General features: G+C 73.5%; 14 protein-coding genes. 8 read left to right on the top strand and 6 right to left on the bottom strand.

All coding sequences use genetic code 11. From position 1 onward, the window contains the following. The first annotated feature begins 9 nt into the window (after positions 1-9). Entirely contained in the window at positions 10-1,773 is a 1,764-nt protein-coding gene (locus tag ACIOFR_RS04010) for a phosphatidylglycerol lysyltransferase domain-containing protein (RefSeq protein WP_400992222.1), read from the top strand. Continuing rightward, on the top strand, positions 1,766-2,509 hold the full coding sequence (locus ACIOFR_RS04005; protein ID WP_400992221.1) for a hypothetical protein: 744 nt from the start codon (positions 1,766-1,768) through the stop codon (positions 2,507-2,509). The genes ACIOFR_RS04010 and ACIOFR_RS04005 overlap by 8 nt, the downstream gene beginning before the upstream one ends. A gap of 75 nt (positions 2,510-2,584) precedes the next feature. Here ACIOFR_RS04005 and ACIOFR_RS04000 read toward each other — a convergent pair whose 3' ends face one another. From ACIOFR_RS04000 to ACIOFR_RS03990, 3 genes are all read right to left on the bottom strand, one after another. Continuing rightward, entirely contained in the window at positions 2,585-2,875 is a 291-nt protein-coding gene (locus tag ACIOFR_RS04000; RefSeq protein WP_400992220.1) for an SHOCT domain-containing protein, read from the bottom strand. Between the two features lie 108 nt (positions 2,876-2,983). After that, positions 2,984-3,427, bottom strand: a complete 444-nt coding sequence (locus ACIOFR_RS03995) for a DUF6325 family protein (protein ID WP_400992218.1) — start codon at positions 3,425-3,427, stop codon at positions 2,984-2,986. A gap of 130 nt (positions 3,428-3,557) precedes the next feature. Next, a complete protein-coding gene (locus ACIOFR_RS03990; RefSeq protein ID WP_400992217.1) occupies positions 3,558-4,094 on the bottom strand; it encodes a gluconokinase in 537 nt (178 codons plus the stop codon). A 104-nt stretch (positions 4,095-4,198) separates the two neighbouring features. Here ACIOFR_RS03990 and ACIOFR_RS03985 point away from each other — a divergent pair, with 104 nt between their 5' ends. The 5 genes from ACIOFR_RS03985 (at position 4,199) to ACIOFR_RS03965 (ending at position 10,490) form a co-directional block, all read left to right on the top strand. Beyond that, positions 4,199-5,158: a 2-hydroxyacid dehydrogenase gene (locus ACIOFR_RS03985; RefSeq protein ID WP_400992215.1), complete on the top strand. Its 960-nt coding sequence runs from the start codon at positions 4,199-4,201 to the stop codon at positions 5,156-5,158. A 188-nt stretch (positions 5,159-5,346) separates the two neighbouring features. Further along, positions 5,347-6,141 (top strand): SDR family oxidoreductase, encoded by a 795-nt coding sequence (locus ACIOFR_RS03980; protein ID WP_400992809.1) that lies wholly within the window; start codon positions 5,347-5,349, stop codon positions 6,139-6,141. A 67-nt stretch (positions 6,142-6,208) separates the two neighbouring features. Further along, the gene (locus ACIOFR_RS03975; RefSeq protein ID WP_400992807.1) at positions 6,209-7,603 is read left to right on the top strand and encodes a cytochrome ubiquinol oxidase subunit I; all 1,395 of its coding nucleotides are present in this window, start codon (positions 6,209-6,211) and stop codon (positions 7,601-7,603) included. Then, on the top strand, positions 7,600-8,640 hold the full coding sequence (locus ACIOFR_RS03970; protein ID WP_400992213.1) for a cytochrome d ubiquinol oxidase subunit II: 1,041 nt from the start codon (positions 7,600-7,602) through the stop codon (positions 8,638-8,640). The genes ACIOFR_RS03975 and ACIOFR_RS03970 overlap by 4 nt, the downstream gene beginning before the upstream one ends. A 68-nt stretch (positions 8,641-8,708) precedes the next feature. Further along, a complete protein-coding gene (locus ACIOFR_RS03965) occupies positions 8,709-10,490 on the top strand; it encodes a cation:proton antiporter (RefSeq protein ID WP_400992211.1) in 1,782 nt (593 codons plus the stop codon). On the opposite strand, the gene ACIOFR_RS03960 is transcribed toward ACIOFR_RS03965, so the two are convergent. The 3 genes from ACIOFR_RS03960 to ACIOFR_RS03950 all read right to left on the bottom strand — a co-directional run bounded on the left by ACIOFR_RS03960 (position 10,471) and on the right by ACIOFR_RS03950 (position 14,896). Further along, on the bottom strand, positions 10,471-12,048 hold the full coding sequence (locus ACIOFR_RS03960; RefSeq protein ID WP_400992210.1) for a GMC oxidoreductase: 1,578 nt from the start codon (positions 12,046-12,048) through the stop codon (positions 10,471-10,473). The genes ACIOFR_RS03965 and ACIOFR_RS03960 overlap by 20 nt on opposite strands. Positions 12,049-12,109: 61 nt before the next feature. Further along, entirely contained in the window at positions 12,110-13,057 is a 948-nt protein-coding gene (locus tag ACIOFR_RS03955) for a cyclase family protein (RefSeq protein WP_400992208.1), read from the bottom strand. A 21-nt stretch (positions 13,058-13,078) separates the two neighbouring features. Next, a complete protein-coding gene (locus tag ACIOFR_RS03950; RefSeq protein WP_400992207.1) occupies positions 13,079-14,896 on the bottom strand; it encodes a glycoside hydrolase family 15 protein in 1,818 nt (605 codons plus the stop codon). A 165-nt stretch (positions 14,897-15,061) separates the two neighbouring features. Here ACIOFR_RS03950 and ACIOFR_RS03945 point away from each other — a divergent pair, with 165 nt between their 5' ends. Continuing rightward, the gene (locus ACIOFR_RS03945; RefSeq protein WP_400992205.1) at positions 15,062-16,015 is read left to right on the top strand and encodes a DUF389 domain-containing protein; all 954 of its coding nucleotides are present in this window, start codon (positions 15,062-15,064) and stop codon (positions 16,013-16,015) included. Positions 16,016-16,063: the final 48 nt, after the last annotated feature.

Below are 16,063 nucleotides of genomic sequence, written 5' to 3'. Positions count from 1 at the left end.
GTGCCGCGCATGTCGCAGGCGGAGGACCGGGCCCGCACCGGCGGGGTCGCCCGGACCGCGGCGCGCTTCGTGGTCTGGTACCTGAGGATCGTCGCCCTGCTCATCCTGCTGGCCGTGGTGCTGGCGCCCCTGCGCGCCCAGTTCGACCGGGTCAACACCGGCAACCTCTACGCGCCGTTCCCGCTGACCACCGGCTTCACCTCGCTCGCCCTGGCGACCTTCCTCGCGGTCATGCTCGGCCGCGGCAAACGGGCCGCCTGGTGGTTCGCCGTCATCCTGTTCGTGCTGGTCTCGATCGTGTTCGTCGCCGCGCTGACCGACCCGGACTTCCGCTCGCGGGCCGTCAACTGGTTCTCCACCGTGGTCACCTGCGCGGTGACGGCGGCGCTGTTCCTGGGCCGCTCCGAGTTCCAGGGGCGCGGTGAGCGGGGCAACGCCCGGCTGGCCGCCGCCACCGCGGTGGTCGGCCTGCTGGTCGTGGTCGCGGGCGGCACCCTCCTGGTCGAGGCGACCGACGAGGACCCCGACGCCGGCTGGGGCGAGAACACGGTCTACGCGCTCGCCCGGGTGCTCACCCTGTCCGGCGACGTCGACGTCACGGGCGTCTCCGTGCCCCGCTGGGTGGACGTGGTCGTCAACGTGGCCGGCGTGCTGCTGTTCCTGCTCGTCCTGTACGTGCTCTTCCGGGCGCCCCGCAACCGCGAACGGCTGACCGCCGAGGACGAGGGCCGGCTGCGCGAGCTGCTCGACCGCTGGGGGGAGCGCGACTCGCTGGGCTACTTCGCGCTGCGCCGGGACAAGTCGGTGGCGTGGTCCCCGTCCGGCAAGGCGGCCATCGCCTACCGGGTGGTCGGCGGCGTCTCGCTGGCCTCCGGCGACCCGATCGGCGACCCCGAGGCGTGGCCCGGCGCGATCGAACCCTGGCTGGAGCAGGCCCGCGCCAACGCCTGGGTGCCCGCCGTCATCGGCGCCAGCCAGGAGGCCGGCACGGTCTACGCCCGGCACGGGCTGGACGCCCTGGAGCTGGGCGACGAGGCGATCGTCGAGGTGGCGGAGTTCAGCCTGGAGGGCCGCGCGATGCGCGGGCTGCGCCAGGCGTACAACCGGGTCAAGCGGGCCGGGTACGCGACCCGGATCCGGCGCCACGGGGACATCCCCGACGAGGAGATGGTCGCCCTGGTGCGGCTGGCCGACCACTGGCGCGACGGGGCGACCGAACGCGGCTTCTCGATGGCGCTCGGGCGGCTCGGGGACCCGGACGACGGCCAGTGCCTCATGATCGAGTGCACCGACGGCGAGGGCACCCTGCGGGCGCTGCTCAGCTTCGCCCCGTGGGGCCGGGACGGGCTCTCGCTGGACCTGATGCGGCGTGACCGCGACGCCGACAACGGCCTGCTGGAGTTCATGGTGCTCGACCTGATCGAGGGGGCGCAGGACCTGGGCGTCGTCCGGATCTCGCTCAACTTCGCGATGTTCCGCGCGGTGTTCGAGCGCGGGTCCAGACTGGGCGCGGGGCCGGTGCTGCGGCTGTGGAAGGCGGTGCTGTCGTTCTTCTCCCGCTGGTGGCAGATCGAGTCGCTGTACCGGGCCAACGCCAAGTACCGCCCGATCTGGGAGCCGCGCTACCTGTGCTTCCGCAAGGGCAGCGAGCTGCCGCGGATCGGCCTGGCCTCGGCCCGCGCCGAGGGCTTTCTGGAGACCCCGAGCCTGCCCGCCCTCCTCAACCGGCGCCACCTGCCCGGCCAGGGCGCCCCGGCGGCGTCCGATGGCTGACCGCTCGGACGGCTGGGCCCGGCTGGCCGACGTCACCGTCGGCACCGTCAACACCCCGCTGCGCAACGGCATCGGCTGGATGGTCGGCGCCTTCGTGCTGACCTTCCTGGCCACCCGCATGGTCACCAGGATGATCCGGGCCGGCAAGGGCCCCTTCCGGGACGTCTCGGTCGGCGGCCTGCACATCCACCACCAGGTCTACGGCATCTTCCTGATGCTGCTCGCGGGCGCCGCCGAGTTCGCCTACCAGCCCGGCTCGGTCTGGCGGGCCGTCCTGGCGGCGCTGTTCGGCGCCGGCGCGGCCCTCACCCTGGACGAGTTCGCCCTCTGGTTCCACCTGGACGACGTGTACTGGGCCGCCGAGGGCCGCAAGTCGGTGGACGCCGTGCTGATCGCCGCCACCATGGGACTGCTCGTCCTGCTCGGTGCGAACCCGTTCGACACCGGCGGCGAGGACAGCGCACCGGGGATCGCCGCCCTGCTGGTGGTCAACCTCGGCTTCTCGGTCTGGGCGCTGCTCAAGGGCAAGATCGCCACCGGGCTGTTCGGCGTGCTGGTCCCGCTGATCGCCCTGATCGCCGCCTGCCGGATCGCCAAACCCGACTCGCCCTGGGCCCGCTGGCGCTACCCGGAGGGCTCGGCCAAACGCGCCAAGGCGCTGCGCCGCTTCCCCCCGGACCGGCGCACGGTGTGGGACCGCTTCAAGGACGCCCTCGGCGGCGTCCCCAGCCGGTGACGCCGACCGGCCCGTGCCACGGCCCGCCGGCTGGGGACGGCCGGCGGGCCGTGGCACGGATCGTTCGGGAGCCGGTCAGGAGCTGAGCAGTCGGGCCTTCTGGGCCTCGAACTCGGCATCGCTGAGCACTCCCTGGGCCTTCAGCTCGCCGAGCTCCTTGAGCTGGGCGATCCGGTTGCTCATGTCGTCCGCCGGTGGCGCGGCGGGGGCGGGCGGCGGCGCCGCGGGCTCCGCGTAGGCGGGCTGCTGCTGGGTGTCCTGCTGGGCCCAGCGCCCGGCCTGGCGGCGGGAGACCCGGTTGGAGACGGCGGTCGCCGTCCCGGCGACGACGGCGGTGCGGGCGACCCCGCGAAGTAGGCCTGGCATGGGCTCTCTCCTTGCTGGTACGACCGGTGCTGCGCTGGTACGACCGGTGCTGCGGGAACTGCGGTCCTGCGGGTACTCCGGACGGGGGACGGGCGGGCGGCCCGGCCGTCAGGCCCCGGCCTCGGTGGCGTCCAGCGAGTCCAGCAGCGCCTGGACGGGGATCCGTCCGCCCGCCACCAGTCGGCCCCCGCTGCGGCGCATCGCCGCCGCGAACGGCCCGGCCCAGGCGTTCTCGTAGACCAGGATGCCCGCGGAGCTGCCGGGTTCGAGCACGGCGCTCACCTCGTCGACGTCGTCCTGGCCGAGCAGCCCGGAGGAGACGCCCTCGAAGACGGCCAGGTCGAGCTTGCCGTCGCCGTCCAGGTCGGTGAGTTCGACGCCCGTGATCGAGCCGTCGTCCTCCTTCTTGACGAACACCAGGTCCAGGATCCGGATGATGCCCCGGTCGACCAGGTCGACGAGCAGGGGCAGCCCTTCACCGGTCATCCGGCTGCCGGGGAACTCGACCACCAGGTAGTCGATCGGCCCCATCTCGTTGAAATCGTCGCTCACGTCAGAACCTCGTCCGATCGGGCCGGTGGGTCCGGTCGGCCGTGCGCGCGACCGGGCCACGGCGGCGGAAGAGCCGCCCCAGCCATTCCAGCAGCGGGCGGATCGGGGCGCATCTCGGTCGCCCGGCCGCTCACACCCGCCGGGCGGCCTCGGAGCGGGCGATCGCCGCCTGCGCCGACGCGAGCAGGGTCGGCGGCTCGGCGCGGGCGTCGACGGTCAGCCCGGGCTCGTCCGGTTCCAGGGGCTCCAGCGTGTCGTACTGGGAGCCGAGCAGCGCGACCGGCATGAAGTGGCCGACCCGGTGCACCACCCGCTCGTGCGCGACCTCCCGGTCCAGCGCGAGGTACAGGAACCACACCCCCGGGCCGGCCGCCCGGAAGCGGTCCCGGTACTCGCGCTTCAGCGCCGAGCAGGAGACGACGGCGCCCGTGCCGGTCCGGGTGGCCGCCCGGATCAGGCCGGCCACGCCCCGCAGCCACGGCGCGCGGTCCTCGTCGTCGAGCGGCCGGCCCGAGGCCATCTTGGCGATGTTCGCGGGCGGGTGCAGGCCGTCGCCCTCCACGAACGGGACACCCCGGCGCCTGGCCAGCGCAGTCCCCACGGTGGTCTTGCCCGAGCCGGACACACCCATCACCAGTACGACCGTCGGTGCCGCGTCACTCGCCATGCCACTCCCGGGGTCTCGCACGGGTCGGCCCTGTCCGGCCGATCCTGACGCACGGGCGCCCGGTCCGGGATGCCGACCGGGCCGGGGGCTGCTGAGATCCCCCCATGAGCCCTACCGACGCCGTACCCGGCCGCCCGCCGGGCCGGATCCTGCTCCCGTACCCGGCCGAGCAGCTCGGCGGCCCGCCGCAGCCGGGCGCCGAGCTCTGGGACGGCAGCGGCGAGCCGCCGTCCCAGCGGGTGCTGGACGAGGTGGAGTTCTTCGTCCTCCCGTACCGGCACACCGCCCCGGCGCTGCCGCTGCTCGCCCGGATGGCGCGGCTTCGGGTGGTGCAGAGCCTGTCGGCGGGCGTCGAGAACGTGCTGCCGTTCCTGCCGCCCGGGGTGACCCTGTGCAACGCCCGGGGCGTGCACGACGCGAGCACCGCCGAGCTGGCGGTCGCCCTGGTCCTCGCCTCGCTGCGCGGCCTGCCCGACTTCGTCCGGGCGCAGGACGCCGGGCGGTGGCAGGGACGGCAGCTGCACTCGCTCGCCGACCGCAGCGTCCTGGTGGTCGGCCACGGCTCGATCGGCCAGGCCGTCGAGGACCGCCTGACGCCCTTCGAGTGCACCGTCCGACGGGTGGCCCGCACCGCCAGGACCGGGCCGGGCGGGCCCGTGCACGCCATGGCGGACCTGCCGGGACTGCTGCCCGGCGCCGACGTGGTGGTGCTGACCGTGCCGCTCACCGAGGCGACCCGCGGCCTCGTCGACGAGGCCTTCCTAGCCGCCATGAAGGACGGCGCGCTGCTGGTCAACGTGGCCCGCGGCGCCGTCGTCGACACCGCGGCCCTGCTGGTCGAGCTGAACCGCGGCCGGCTGGCCGCCGCCCTCGACGTCACCGACCCGGAGCCGCTGCCGGTCGGCCACCCGCTCTGGCACGCCCCGAACACGCTGATCACCCCGCACACGGGCGGCGACAGCTCGGCCTTCCTGCCCCGCGCCCACCGCCTGATCCGCACCCAGCTGGCCCACTGGCTGGCCGGTGAGCGGCTGGAGAACGTGATCCTCGCGCCCGGCGCCTGAGAGCCGCCCCGGCCCGTTGCTCCGTCGGGGCGACATCGCTGCGCCCAACGGGCGAGCGGCGCGAGCCGCCCCGGCTCCGGGGAGCGCCGCCGGGAATGGTGGTGCATCGGTGACGACGTACGGCCGACGACGGGAGAACAGCGGTGACCTCACCAGGGGACGAGAAGCGGAAGCCGGCGGCGCTGCCGCTGCTGCGCGGGCAGAAGGCGCTGGTGACGGGGGCGAACTCCGGCATCGGCCGGGCGACCGCGATCGGCCTGGGCCGGGCCGGTGCCGACGTGGTGGTCAACTACGTCTTCGGCAAGGACGCGGCCGACGAGGTGGTCCGGGAGATCGAGTCCTTCGGCGTGCGGGCGTACGCGTACGAGGCGGACGTCTCCCAGGAGGACCAGGTGGTCGCGATGTTCGCCGACATGGTCGGCCGGTTCGGCACGGTCGACGTGCTGGTCGCCAACGCAGGCCTGCAGCGGGACGCCGCCAGCGTCGAGATGACGCTGGCGCAGTGGCAGAAGGTGCTGGACGTCAACCTCACCGGCCAGTTCCTGTGCGCCCGGGAGGCCGCCAAGGAGTTCGTCCGCCGGGGCGTGGTCCCGGAGGTGTCCCGCTCGGCGGGGAAGATCGTCTGCATGAGCTCGGTCCACCAGATCATCCCCTGGGCGGGCCACGTGAACTACGCCGCGTCCAAGGGCGGCGTGCTGATGATGATGCAGACCCTCGCCCAGGAGCTCGCCCCCCAGAAGATCCGGGTGAACGCGGTCGCCCCCGGCGCCATCCGCACCCCCATCAACCACGACGCCTGGGCCACCCCCCAGGCCGAGGCCGACCTGCTCACGCTGATCCCGTACCGCCGGGTGGGCGACCCGGACGACATCGCCGACGCCGTCACCGTCCTCGCCTCCGACCTGATGGACTACGTGGTCGGCACCACGGTCTACGTCGACGGCGGGATGACGCTCTTCCCCGGCTTCGCCACCGGAGGCTGATCCGCCGGTGACCACCGCGACCGACCTGCTGGCCGGCACTCCCGCCCAACTGCTGCCCGCCCGCGAGATGATGGCGTTCACCCTGGCCTCCCACATCATCCTGGTGCCGCTGGGAGTGGCGCTGCCGTTCATCACCCTGCTGATGCACTACCGGGGCCTGCGCGGGGCGGACCCGGTCGCCCTGCTGCTGGCCCGGCGCTGGTCCGCCGTGATGGCCGTCCAGTTCGCCATCGGCATCGTGACGGGGACGGTCCTGTCCTTCGAGTTCGGCCTGCTGTGGCCCGGCATGATGGGCCGCTGGGGCGACGTCTTCGGCCTCGGCTTCGGGGTGGAGGCCTGGGCGTTCTTCCTGGAGGCCGTCCTGATCGCGATCTACCTGTACGGCTGGCGGCGGCTGAAGCCGTGGACGCACTTCTGGCTCGGCGTGCCGCTGCCGCTGGCCGCGCTGATGGGCGCGTTCGGCATCATCGCGGCGAACTCGTGGATGAACACCCCGCAGGGCTTCACCCTCGACTCCGCCGGCAACCCCGTCGACGTCAACGTCCGGCAGGCCGTCTTCACACCGATGTTCGGCCCGCAGTACTGGCACTTCGCGGTCGCCATGTTCCTCACGGCCGGCTACGTGGTGGCCGGGGTCTACGCGGTGGGCTGGCTGCGCGGACGCCGGGACCGCTACCACCGGCTCGGCTTCACCGTGCCGTTCACCGTCGCGGCCGTCCTCACCCCCGTCCAGTTCTTCCTCGGCGACAACATCGCGCGGCAGATCTTCCACAAGCAGCCGATCAAGTTCGCCGCCGCCGAACTGGTCTGGGACACCGGCAGCCACGTCCCCGAGTACCTGTTCGGCCGGCTCCAGGAGGACGGCAGCATCAAGGGCGGCCTGAAGATCCCCCAGCTGGACTCCATCCTGGCCGGGTTCACCCCCGACACCCAGGTGACCGGGCTGAGCTCGGTGCCGGCCTCCGACCGCCCCACCGCGACCCAGGCGACCATCGTGCACTGGGCGTTCGACATCATGGCGACCATCGGCAGCGTGCTGATCCTGCTCGCGCTCTGGTACGCCTGGTGCTGGTGGCGCCGCCGCGACCTGCCGCGCTCGAAGTGGTTCTTCCGGTGCGCCGCCGTCGCCGGGGTCGCCAGCGTGGTGACCGTGGAGTGCGGCTGGATCACCACCGAGGTCGGCCGCCAGCCCTGGATCGTCTACCAGAACATGCGGGTCTCGGACGCCGTCACCCCGACCGGCGCCGCCTCGCTGTGGACCATGCTCGGCGTCGTCGCCACGGTCTACGTGCTGCTCTTCGGGGCCTTCCTGGTGGTCCTGCTGAAGATGCGCGACCGCTGGCGGCTCACCGGCACCGGCCCCGGCGCCGAGGACCCCGAGACCGACAGCCCCTACGGACCGCGCCCCGAACCGGCCCCCACCGGGCCGGGCACCGGACGATCGCCCGGGAGCGCCGGATGACCGCGGACGTCGTCGCCTGGATCCTGCTGGCCGCCGTGGCCGCCTACGCCTGCGGCGGAGGCGTCGACTACGGCGCCGGGTTCTGGGACCTGCTGGCCGGCGGCGCGGACCGCGGCAGGCGGCCGCGCTGGCTGATCGACCACGCCATGGCACCGGTCTGGGAGGTCAACAACGTCTGGCTGATCTTCATCCTGATCATCATGTGGACGGGCTTCCCGGTCTTCTTCCAGACCGTCTTCAGCGCCATGTGGCTGCCCCTGGCCCTGGCCGCCGTCGGGATGGTGCTGCGCGGCGCCGGATTCGCGCTGCGCAAGCCCACCCGACGGCTGGCCGCACGCCGCGTCTACGGCGCCCTGTTCGCCGTCTCCTCGGTGCTCACCCCGTTCTTCCTGGGCGCCGCCGTCGGCGGCATCGCCTCCGGCCGGGTCGCCCCCGGGACCACCTCCTCGGCCGACGCCTGGGCCAACACCACCTCCGTCATGGCCGGGCTGCTCTCGGTCGCCGCGACCGCCTTCCTGGGCGCGGTCTTCCTCACCGCGGACGCCCGCCGGTTCGACGCCCCCGACCTGGTCCGGTACTTCCGGCTGCGGGTCTGGATCAGCATCGGCGTGCTCGCCGTGCTGGCCCTGATCGGCCTCGCCGTCACCCACCAGCACACCTCGTACGTCTACCAGGGCCTCACCCACGGCATCGGGCTCCTGCTGGTGGTCCTGGCCGCGGCCGCCGCCGCGGTCACCGCCTGGCTGGTCGCCCGGCCGGTGCCGGGCTGGGCCCGCTACACCTCCGTCGGCTGCGTGGCCCTGGTGGTCGCCGCCTGGGGCCTGGCCCAGCGGCCCTACCTGATCCCCACCTCGCTCACCGTGCAGCAGGCGGCCGGCGCGAGCGCGCCGCTGCGGTGGCTGATGTTCGTCACCCTGATCGCGCTGGTCCTGGTCGGACCGGCCCTGGTCGTGCTCTACCGCCTCGACACCCACGGCGTCCTGGAGCCCCTGACCGACGAGGACCTGGCGGGGGACGGGCCCCCGGACGGTGCCTGACCCCCGCACGGTGCCCGACCGGTGGAGGCCGGGCGGCGCGGCCGCCGACGGAGCCCCGGAGGTACGCCATGACGTCGAGTGAGATCACCGTCGGGCTCGGCCTGATCATGGTGCTCGCCGTCGGCTCCCAGCTGCTGGCGAGCCAGCTGAGGATCCCCGCGCTGCTCGTCCTGCTGCCGGTCGGCTTCACCGCCGGCGCCCTGACCGACGTCGTCAACCCCGAACGGCTGCTGGGCGACGCCTTCTCCCCGCTGGTGTCGCTGGCGGTCGCGGTGATCCTCTACGACTCCGGCCTCGGCCTCGACCTGCACCGGCTCCGCAGCCACACCCGGCGGGTCGTGGTCCGGCTGCTGTGGCTCGGCGCGATCATCACCTGGGTGTCCGCGGCCCTGCTCGCCGTTCCGGTGGTCGGCATGTCGCTGGCCGCCGCGGTGATGCTGGGGGCGATCCTCGTGGTCAGCGGACCGACCGTGGTCGGCCCGCTGCTCGCCTACGTCCGGCCGACCGAGCGGCTGCAGCGGATCCTGGTCTGGGAGGGCTCCCTGATCGACCCGATCGGCGGCATCCTGGGGGCGCTGGTCTTCCACGGCGTCCTCGCCAGCGGGGAGGACGGCCGCGCCGAACAGCTGGTCAGGTTCTTCGGCAGCGCGGTGGTCGGACTCGGGGCCGGGGCGGCCGGCGCCGCGGTGCTGGTGCTGCTCCTGCGGCGCCTCGCGCTCGGCGAGGTCCTCGGCACCACCGTGCAACTGGCCGCCGTGGTCGGCGTGTCCGCGGCCTGCGACGCGTTCCGGGACGACACCGGGCTGATCTCCGCCGTCGTGATGGGGATGGCGGTGGCCAACCTGCCGGGCCTGGACCTCCCCGTCCGCCGCCCCTTCCTGGAGACCCTGGTCTCGCTGACCATCGGCCTGCTCTTCGTCTCCATCTCGGCCACCGTCACCCCGCACTCGCTGGTGCACGTGGCGCTGCCCACCCTCGGCCTGGTCGCCCTGCTGGTCCTCGTGGTGCGGCCGCTGGTCGCGCTGCTCGCCACCGCCGGCACCGACCTGCCGCGCGGCCAGCGGTGGTTCATCGGCTGGATGGCACCGCGGGGCATCGTCGCCGCGGCCACCGCCTCCACCTTCTCGGCCTCGCTGGTCCAGGCGGGGGTCGGCGGGGCGCAGAAGATCCTCCCGGCCACCTTCGTGGTGATCGTGGCCACCGTCACCGTCTACGGCCTGACCGCCCTGCCGGTGGCCCGCCGCCTGGGCGCGCTGCGCTCCGCCCGCTCGCGGCCGCTGCTGGTCGGCGGCGCCCCCTGGGTGATCGACCTCGGCCGGGCGCTGCGCGCGGCCGGCCTGGACGTGCTGATGTGGGCCGGCCTGGACCTCGAACGCCGCTCGATCCGGGCGGCCGGCCTGGAGCTGGCCCCCGGCGAGCTGCTCGCGGCGGCCACCGGCGCCGGTGCCGAGCTGGAGGGCATCACCGGAGTGCTGCTGCTCACCGACGAGGACGACTTCAACGCGCTCGCCTCGATGACCCTGCAGGAGGTCGTCGAGGGCCGCGTGCACCGCCTCGGGCCGCCCACCGACAGCCACGGCGTGGTCGCCCCGTACGCCGGCGGCGAGGCGCTCTTCCCGGCCGGGCTCAACCGGCCGGAGCTGACCCGGCGCTACCGGGACGGCGCCCGGATCGTGGTGCACCGGGTCGACGGCGCGCTCCCGGACGGGCACCTGATGCTGTTCCTGGTGCGTGCGGACGGGCGGCTGGTGGCCGTCACCGAGGCCTACGCCCCCGAACCGCGCCCCGGTGACGTCGCCGTGCTGCTCGGCCCCGAGGCGCCGGGGGACGTCAGCCGAGCCGCTCCGTGAGGTGGTCGCCCACCCGCAGGGCGTTGGCGATCGCCGTCAGCGACGGGTTCACCGCGCCGATGCTCGGGAAGAAGCTGGTGTCCACCACGTAGAGGTTGTCGAGGTCGTGCGCCTTGCACAGGGGGTCGAGGGCGGAGCTCGCCGGGTCGGTGCCGAAGCGGACGGTGCCCGCCTGGTGCGCGGTGGCCCCGATCGGCATCCCCTTGTGCAGGTAGAGGCTGTGCGGGAGCAGGTGGTGCGGGTGCATGCCCAGCTTCTCCAGCATGCCGTGCAGCTTGCGTTGCAGGCGCTTCAGCCCCTCGATGTTGTTCTTCTCGTCGAGGGCCAGGTGGATCGCCCCGTCGGCGTCCAGGGTGACCCGGTTGTCCGGGTGCGGGAGGTCCTCGCCGCACAGCCAGAAGTCCACCGCGTGGTGGGCCAGCACCTCGAACGGCATGTCCGGCGACACCGCCCCCGCCCAGCGGGGGGCCTCGCCGCGGATCTGGTCCGCGTCCGACTTGCCGAGCATCTGGATGCCGCCCAGCGGGTGGTCCCAGTCGTCCGCGCCGAGGTACCAGTCGTTCATCGCCAGGGTCTTCTGGAACCGGGTGTCGTTCGGCTCCCTGGAGACCGCCATCAGGGCCAGGTTGTTGTGCCGCATGTAGTGGCGGCCAACCGTGCCGGAGCTGTTCGCCAGACCGTCCGGGTGCCGTGCGTTCGCCGAACGCAGCAGCAGGGCGGCGGAGTTGACCGCACCGCAGGCGACCACCACGATGTGGCCGTGGAACCGGACCTCGCCGTCCGCCGTCTGGGCGACCACCGTGGTCACGGTGCGCCCGCCGTCGTCCGTCTCCAGCCGGCGGACGTCGGCGCCGGTGACCAGCGTGACGTTGTCGTGCCGCAGCGCCGGCTCGACGCAGATCACCTCGGCGTCGGCCTTGCCGCGGACCAGGCAGGGGAAGCCGTCGACCCGGTTGCAGCGGATGCACACGCTGTCGTGCGTCGCGCCGCCCGTGGCGTCCTGGGTGAGGTTGACGCCGATCGGCAGGTGGAACGGGTGCAGGCCCTGCTTCTCCAGGTCGTCGCTGAGCTGCTGGATCCGCGGCTCGTGCTGCACCGGCGGGTGGGCGTACTGGGCGCTGACCGGGCCCTCGCCCGGGTCCTCGCCGTGCCGGCCGTGCACCAGGTACAGGTGCTCGGCCTGGGTGTAGTACGGCTCCAGGTCCTCGTAGCGGATCGGCCAGGCGGGCGAGAGACCGCCGTGGTGGCGCAGTTCGCCGAAGTCCTCCGGGCGCAGCCGGAACAGCGCCGCGCCGTAGAACTTGGTGTTCCCGCCGACGTAGTAGTTGACCTCGGGCGGGAACGCGTCGCCGTGGCGGTCGTACCAGAACTCCGGCGCGCGGTACTTGCCCTTGACGAAGACCGCGGTCGACTCCCAGTTGTCGCGCTCGCGGGGCAGGTAGCCGCCGCGCTCCAGGATCAGCACGCGCCGGCCCGAGGGGGCGAGGCGGTGGGCGAGGGTGCCGCCGCCCGCGCCGGTGCCGATCACGATGACGTCGTAGTGCGGGCTGTCGTTCATGCGGACCACCGTCCTTCGGGCCGCCGACCGGGGTCGGGCGGCGGGCGTGTCGGTGCCGTGATCACAGGATCGCGATCGGGTTGACGGGGGAGCCGGTGGCCCGGGGCAGCCGCAGCGGGGCGACCACGCACAGGAAGGACCAGCGGCCGTGCTGTTCGCAGACCGGTACCAGGTCCTCGAACTGGAGGTAGTCGAGCAGGTGCAGCCCGAGGGCGTGCACGGCGAGCACGTGGACCGGGAAGGCGACGCCCTCGGTGGGGCTGGGCGCGGTGTCGTTGTTGCCGTCGCCGCCGAGTGCCGCGATCCGCCGCTCGGCGGCGAACCGCACGGCGTCGGGGTGCAGTCCGGCCCTGGTACGGGCGGCGTCCCACGGGCCGCTCTCGGTGCGCCGGCGCCGGTGGCCGACCCGGACGAACAGCAGGTCGCCCTCGCCGACCCGGACCCGTTGGGCCCGCTCCGCGGCGCGCAGGTCCTCGGCGGTGACGTGGTCGCCCGGTTCGAGCCAGGGCACGCCCCGCAGCCGGGGGATGTCGAGCAGGACGCCGCGCCCGACGATGCCGTCGCGGGCCAGCTCGACGCCGAGCGCGGTGGCCCCGGTGGGGGTCACGGTGGCGGCGGGGACGCCGCCGTGCAGGGTGCCGTCGTAGACCACGTGGCACAGCGCGTCCAGGTGGCTGTCCGCGTCGCCGTGCACGTTCATCCCGAAGTGGTCGGTGGCGAAGTGCAGTCCGTGCGCGTGGGCCCCGTCCTCGGGCGGGCCGGTGAGCCGGTGCGCGGCGGGCTGCGGGTTGTCGGGGCCGGGCCGGGTCTCGATCGGCGCGGCCATGGTCACCGTCCGGCCGATCCTGACCTCGGCGGCCGCCGCCAGGACCGTCCGCGGGGTGAGGGTCTCCAGCGCGCCCCGGCCGTCGCCGCGGCCGGCGGCCGAATCCCGCAGGCTCCGGTACAGGGCGCGGAACTCCTCGGGGCTCTGGCGCGGCGCGCGGCCGGCCGGGGTCTGTGCGGTCATGGTGGCAGTCCTCACGGAGGGTCAGTCGCGCTGCTGCTCCAGCGCCTCGTCCAGCGTGCTGGCCGCCATGATCAGGGACAGGTGGGTGAACGCCTGCGGGAAGTTGCCCAGTTGCTCGCCGCTCGGGCCGATCTCCTCGGCGAACAGGCCGACGTGGTTGGCGTAGGTGTGCATCTTCTCGAAGGTGTAGCGCGCGGTGCGCAGCCGCCCGGCGCGGGCCAGCGCGTCGACGTACAGGTAGGTGCAGAGGCTGAAGGTGCCCTCCGAGCCGCGCAGGCCGTCCGGGGAGGCGGCGGGGTCGTAGCGGTAGACGAGGCTGTCGGAGACCAGCTTGCGCTCCATCGCGTCCAGCGTGGACAGCCAGCCCGGGCTCTTCGGCGACAGGAACCCGACCCGGGGGATCAGCAGCAGCGAGGCGTCCAGCACGTCGCCGCCGTAGTGCTGCACCAAGGCCTGTTCCCGCTGGCTCCAGCCCTTGTCCATGACCTGGTCGAGGATGGCGTCGCGGGCGCCGGTCCACAGCTCGGTGTTGGCGGGACGGCTCAGGTCGAAGGCCAGCCGCAGCGCGCGGTCGAAGGCGACCCAGCACATCACCCGGCTGTAGGTGAAGTCCTTGCGCCCGCCGCGGGTCTCCCAGACGCCCTCGTCCGGCCGGTCCCAGTTGTCGGCCAGCCAGTCCATCGAGCGGGCCAGGCCCTTCCAGCCGTGGTAACCGGTCTGCACCCCGACCTCCATGCTCTCGGTGAGGGCGTACATCGCCTCGCCGTAGATGTCGAGCTGGAGTTGGTCGGCTGCGGCGTTGCCGGCCCGCACCGGGCGGGAGCCGCGGTAGCCCTCCAGGTGCTCCAGGACCTCCTCGGTGAGGTACGGGTCGCCGTCGACCCGGTACATGATCTGGAGCCGTTCGCCGGGGATCTCCGCGCGGTCGCGCATCCGGTCGCCGAGCCAGCGGGTGAACTGCGTGGCCTCCTCGACGAACCCGAGGTCGAGCAGGGCGCGCACGGACAGCGAACCGTCCCGGACCCAGGTGTACCGGTAGTCCCAGTTGCGCTCGCCGCCGACCTGTTCGGGCAGCCCCATGGTGGCGGCGGCGACCGGGGCGCCGGAGGGCGCGTAGGTGAGCAGCTTGAGGGTGATCGCGGAGCGGTTCACCATCTCGGCCCAGCGGCCGCGGTAGTGCGAGGTGTGCAGCCACCTCTGCCAGAAGTCGACGGCCTCCCAGAGCTCCGCGGTGGTCTCCTCGACGGTGCGCGGCGCCGGCGCCGGCCCGTCGGGGTCGCAGGTCGTGAACGCGGCCATCGCGGACTCGCCGACGGCGAGCGTGACCGAGCCCCGCACGTCGTGGCCGTCGCGCTCCAGCGGGAAACTGGCCTGGAGGTGGCCGGTGATCCCGGGCGCCCGGAAGACCGCGCCCTCGGGCCGCAGGTCGAGCTCGTGGGCGGCGCGTCCGTAGTCGAACCTCGGCCGGCACTCCAGGGTGAACCGCACGGTGCCGCGCACGGCCCGGACCACTCGTAACAGGGTGTGCCGGTCGGTGGCGGTGCGACTGGTGTTCGCGTTCATCCAGTCGATCACCTCACCGACCCCCTCCGGCGACATGAACCTGGTCACCAGGACGCCGGTGTCCGGGTAGTAGAGCTGCCGGCAGGTCGAGTCGGCGCCGTCGGGCGCCAGCAGGAAGTAGCCGCCGCGGTCGTGGTCGAGGAGCGCGGCGAAGATGCTGGGGGAGTCGAACCGGGGGGAGCAGAACCAGTTGACGGCCCCCTGGGAGGACACCAGGGCGGCGGTCTGAAGGTCGCCCACCAGACCGTGGTCGGCGATCGGGGGATAGCGGTCCATGGGGCCGTCCAATCTCAGACTGATCCCTACACGGCCACTATCCGACAATCCGGGCACCGGTGCCTCCCGTACCCCGGCGGGCCGTCCGCGCGCGATTGCCGACCCCCTTGGGCGCGGCCTTACTTGAGGTGGGGACCGGGGTACCGCAGGCACGGAGGTTCGTGGATGGACCTGCTGCACATCAGGGTCGTGAGCCCCCCGGACCTCACCGGGCGGGCCGTCGCCCTGCTGAGCGCCGACCAGAGCGTGCTCAACCTGGTCGTCCAACCCGGTGTCGTCCGCCACCCGGACGGCGACGCCGTCGCCTTCGACGTCCTGACCGGCGCCGCCAACGAGATCCTGCGCGGCCTGCGCGACCTGGAGCTCGACCGCCGCGGCTCGATCGCCATCGAGCCGGTGGACGTGCACTTCTCCGGGGAGCTCGCCGAAGCCGCGGCGCGGCAGCTCGGCCCGGTCGGCGGCGCGCCCGTCTGGGAGCAGGTCGAGGCCCGGATCCGGGCCGAGGGCCGGTACGCGCCGAGCTTCTTCCTGTACCTCGTCATCGCCGGGATGATCGGCGCGGTCGGGATCGTCACCAACTCCCAGATCCTGATCGTCGCGGCCATGGTGGTCGGCCCGGAGTACGGTGCGATCGTCGGCATCGCGCTGGGCATCGACCGGCGCGACGGCCTGCGGATCCGGCGCGGGCTGCGGGCCCTGGTCCTCGGATTCCTGCTGGCCATCGCCGTCACCCTGCTGTTCGCCCTGATGATCAACGCGTTCGGGCTGGAGTCGAAGGCGTTCCGGCTCGGGGTGCGGCCGGTGTCCAACCTGATCAACTCGCCGAACTTCTTCTCCTTCGCGGTGGCGGCGCTCGCCGGGATCGTCGGGATCGTCTCGCTCACCGAGGCGAGGACCAGCGCCCTGCTCGGGGTGTTCATCTCGGTCACCACCATCCCGGCGGCCGCCGACATCAGCGTCTCCATCGCGTTCGGCGCCTGGAGCGAGGCCGGCGGGTCACTCGTCCAGCTGCTGGTCAACATCGTGGTCCTGGTGGTCGTCGGCACGCTGGCGCTCCGTGTCCAACGGGCGGTCTGGCGGCGGATCCGACTGCGCAACCGGCCCGCGGACACGCCGTAGCGGCCCCGATGGGCGGCGTCCGGGCGACAGCTGCGGCTGCGCCGCCGA

Origin of the sequence: Kitasatospora sp. NPDC088346 (assembly GCF_044740765.1) — a bacterium.
GTDB lineage: Bacteria > Actinomycetota > Actinomycetes > Streptomycetales > Streptomycetaceae > Kitasatospora.
Note: the sequence above shows the minus strand (reverse complement) of the source record. Positions and strands in the feature narration are given on the sequence as shown.

Bases quoted from the DNA above. Each gene is read 5' to 3' on its own strand.
- ACIOFR_RS04010 (WP_400992222.1), top strand. From the start codon at position 10: ATGTCGCAGGCGGAGGACCGGGCCCGCACCGGCGGGGTCGCCCGGACC.
- ACIOFR_RS04005 (WP_400992221.1), top strand. From the start codon at position 1,766: ATGGCTGACCGCTCGGACGGCTGGGCCCGGCTGGCCGACGTCACCGTC.
- ACIOFR_RS04000 (WP_400992220.1), bottom strand. From the start codon at position 2,875: ATGCCAGGCCTACTTCGCGGGGTCGCCCGCACCGCCGTCGTCGCCGGG.
- ACIOFR_RS03990 (WP_400992217.1), bottom strand. From the start codon at position 4,094: ATGGCGAGTGACGCGGCACCGACGGTCGTACTGGTGATGGGTGTGTCC.
- ACIOFR_RS03985 (WP_400992215.1), top strand. From the start codon at position 4,199: ATGAGCCCTACCGACGCCGTACCCGGCCGCCCGCCGGGCCGGATCCTG.
- ACIOFR_RS03975 (WP_400992807.1), top strand. From the start codon at position 6,209: ATGATGGCGTTCACCCTGGCCTCCCACATCATCCTGGTGCCGCTGGGA.
- ACIOFR_RS03970 (WP_400992213.1), top strand. From the start codon at position 7,600: ATGACCGCGGACGTCGTCGCCTGGATCCTGCTGGCCGCCGTGGCCGCC.
- ACIOFR_RS03965 (WP_400992211.1), top strand. From the start codon at position 8,709: ATGACGTCGAGTGAGATCACCGTCGGGCTCGGCCTGATCATGGTGCTC.
- ACIOFR_RS03960 (WP_400992210.1), bottom strand. From the start codon at position 12,048: ATGAACGACAGCCCGCACTACGACGTCATCGTGATCGGCACCGGCGCG.
- ACIOFR_RS03955 (WP_400992208.1), bottom strand. From the start codon at position 13,057: ATGACCGCACAGACCCCGGCCGGCCGCGCGCCGCGCCAGAGCCCCGAG.
- ACIOFR_RS03950 (WP_400992207.1), bottom strand. From the start codon at position 14,896: ATGGACCGCTATCCCCCGATCGCCGACCACGGTCTGGTGGGCGACCTT.
- ACIOFR_RS03945 (WP_400992205.1), top strand. From the start codon at position 15,062: ATGGACCTGCTGCACATCAGGGTCGTGAGCCCCCCGGACCTCACCGGG.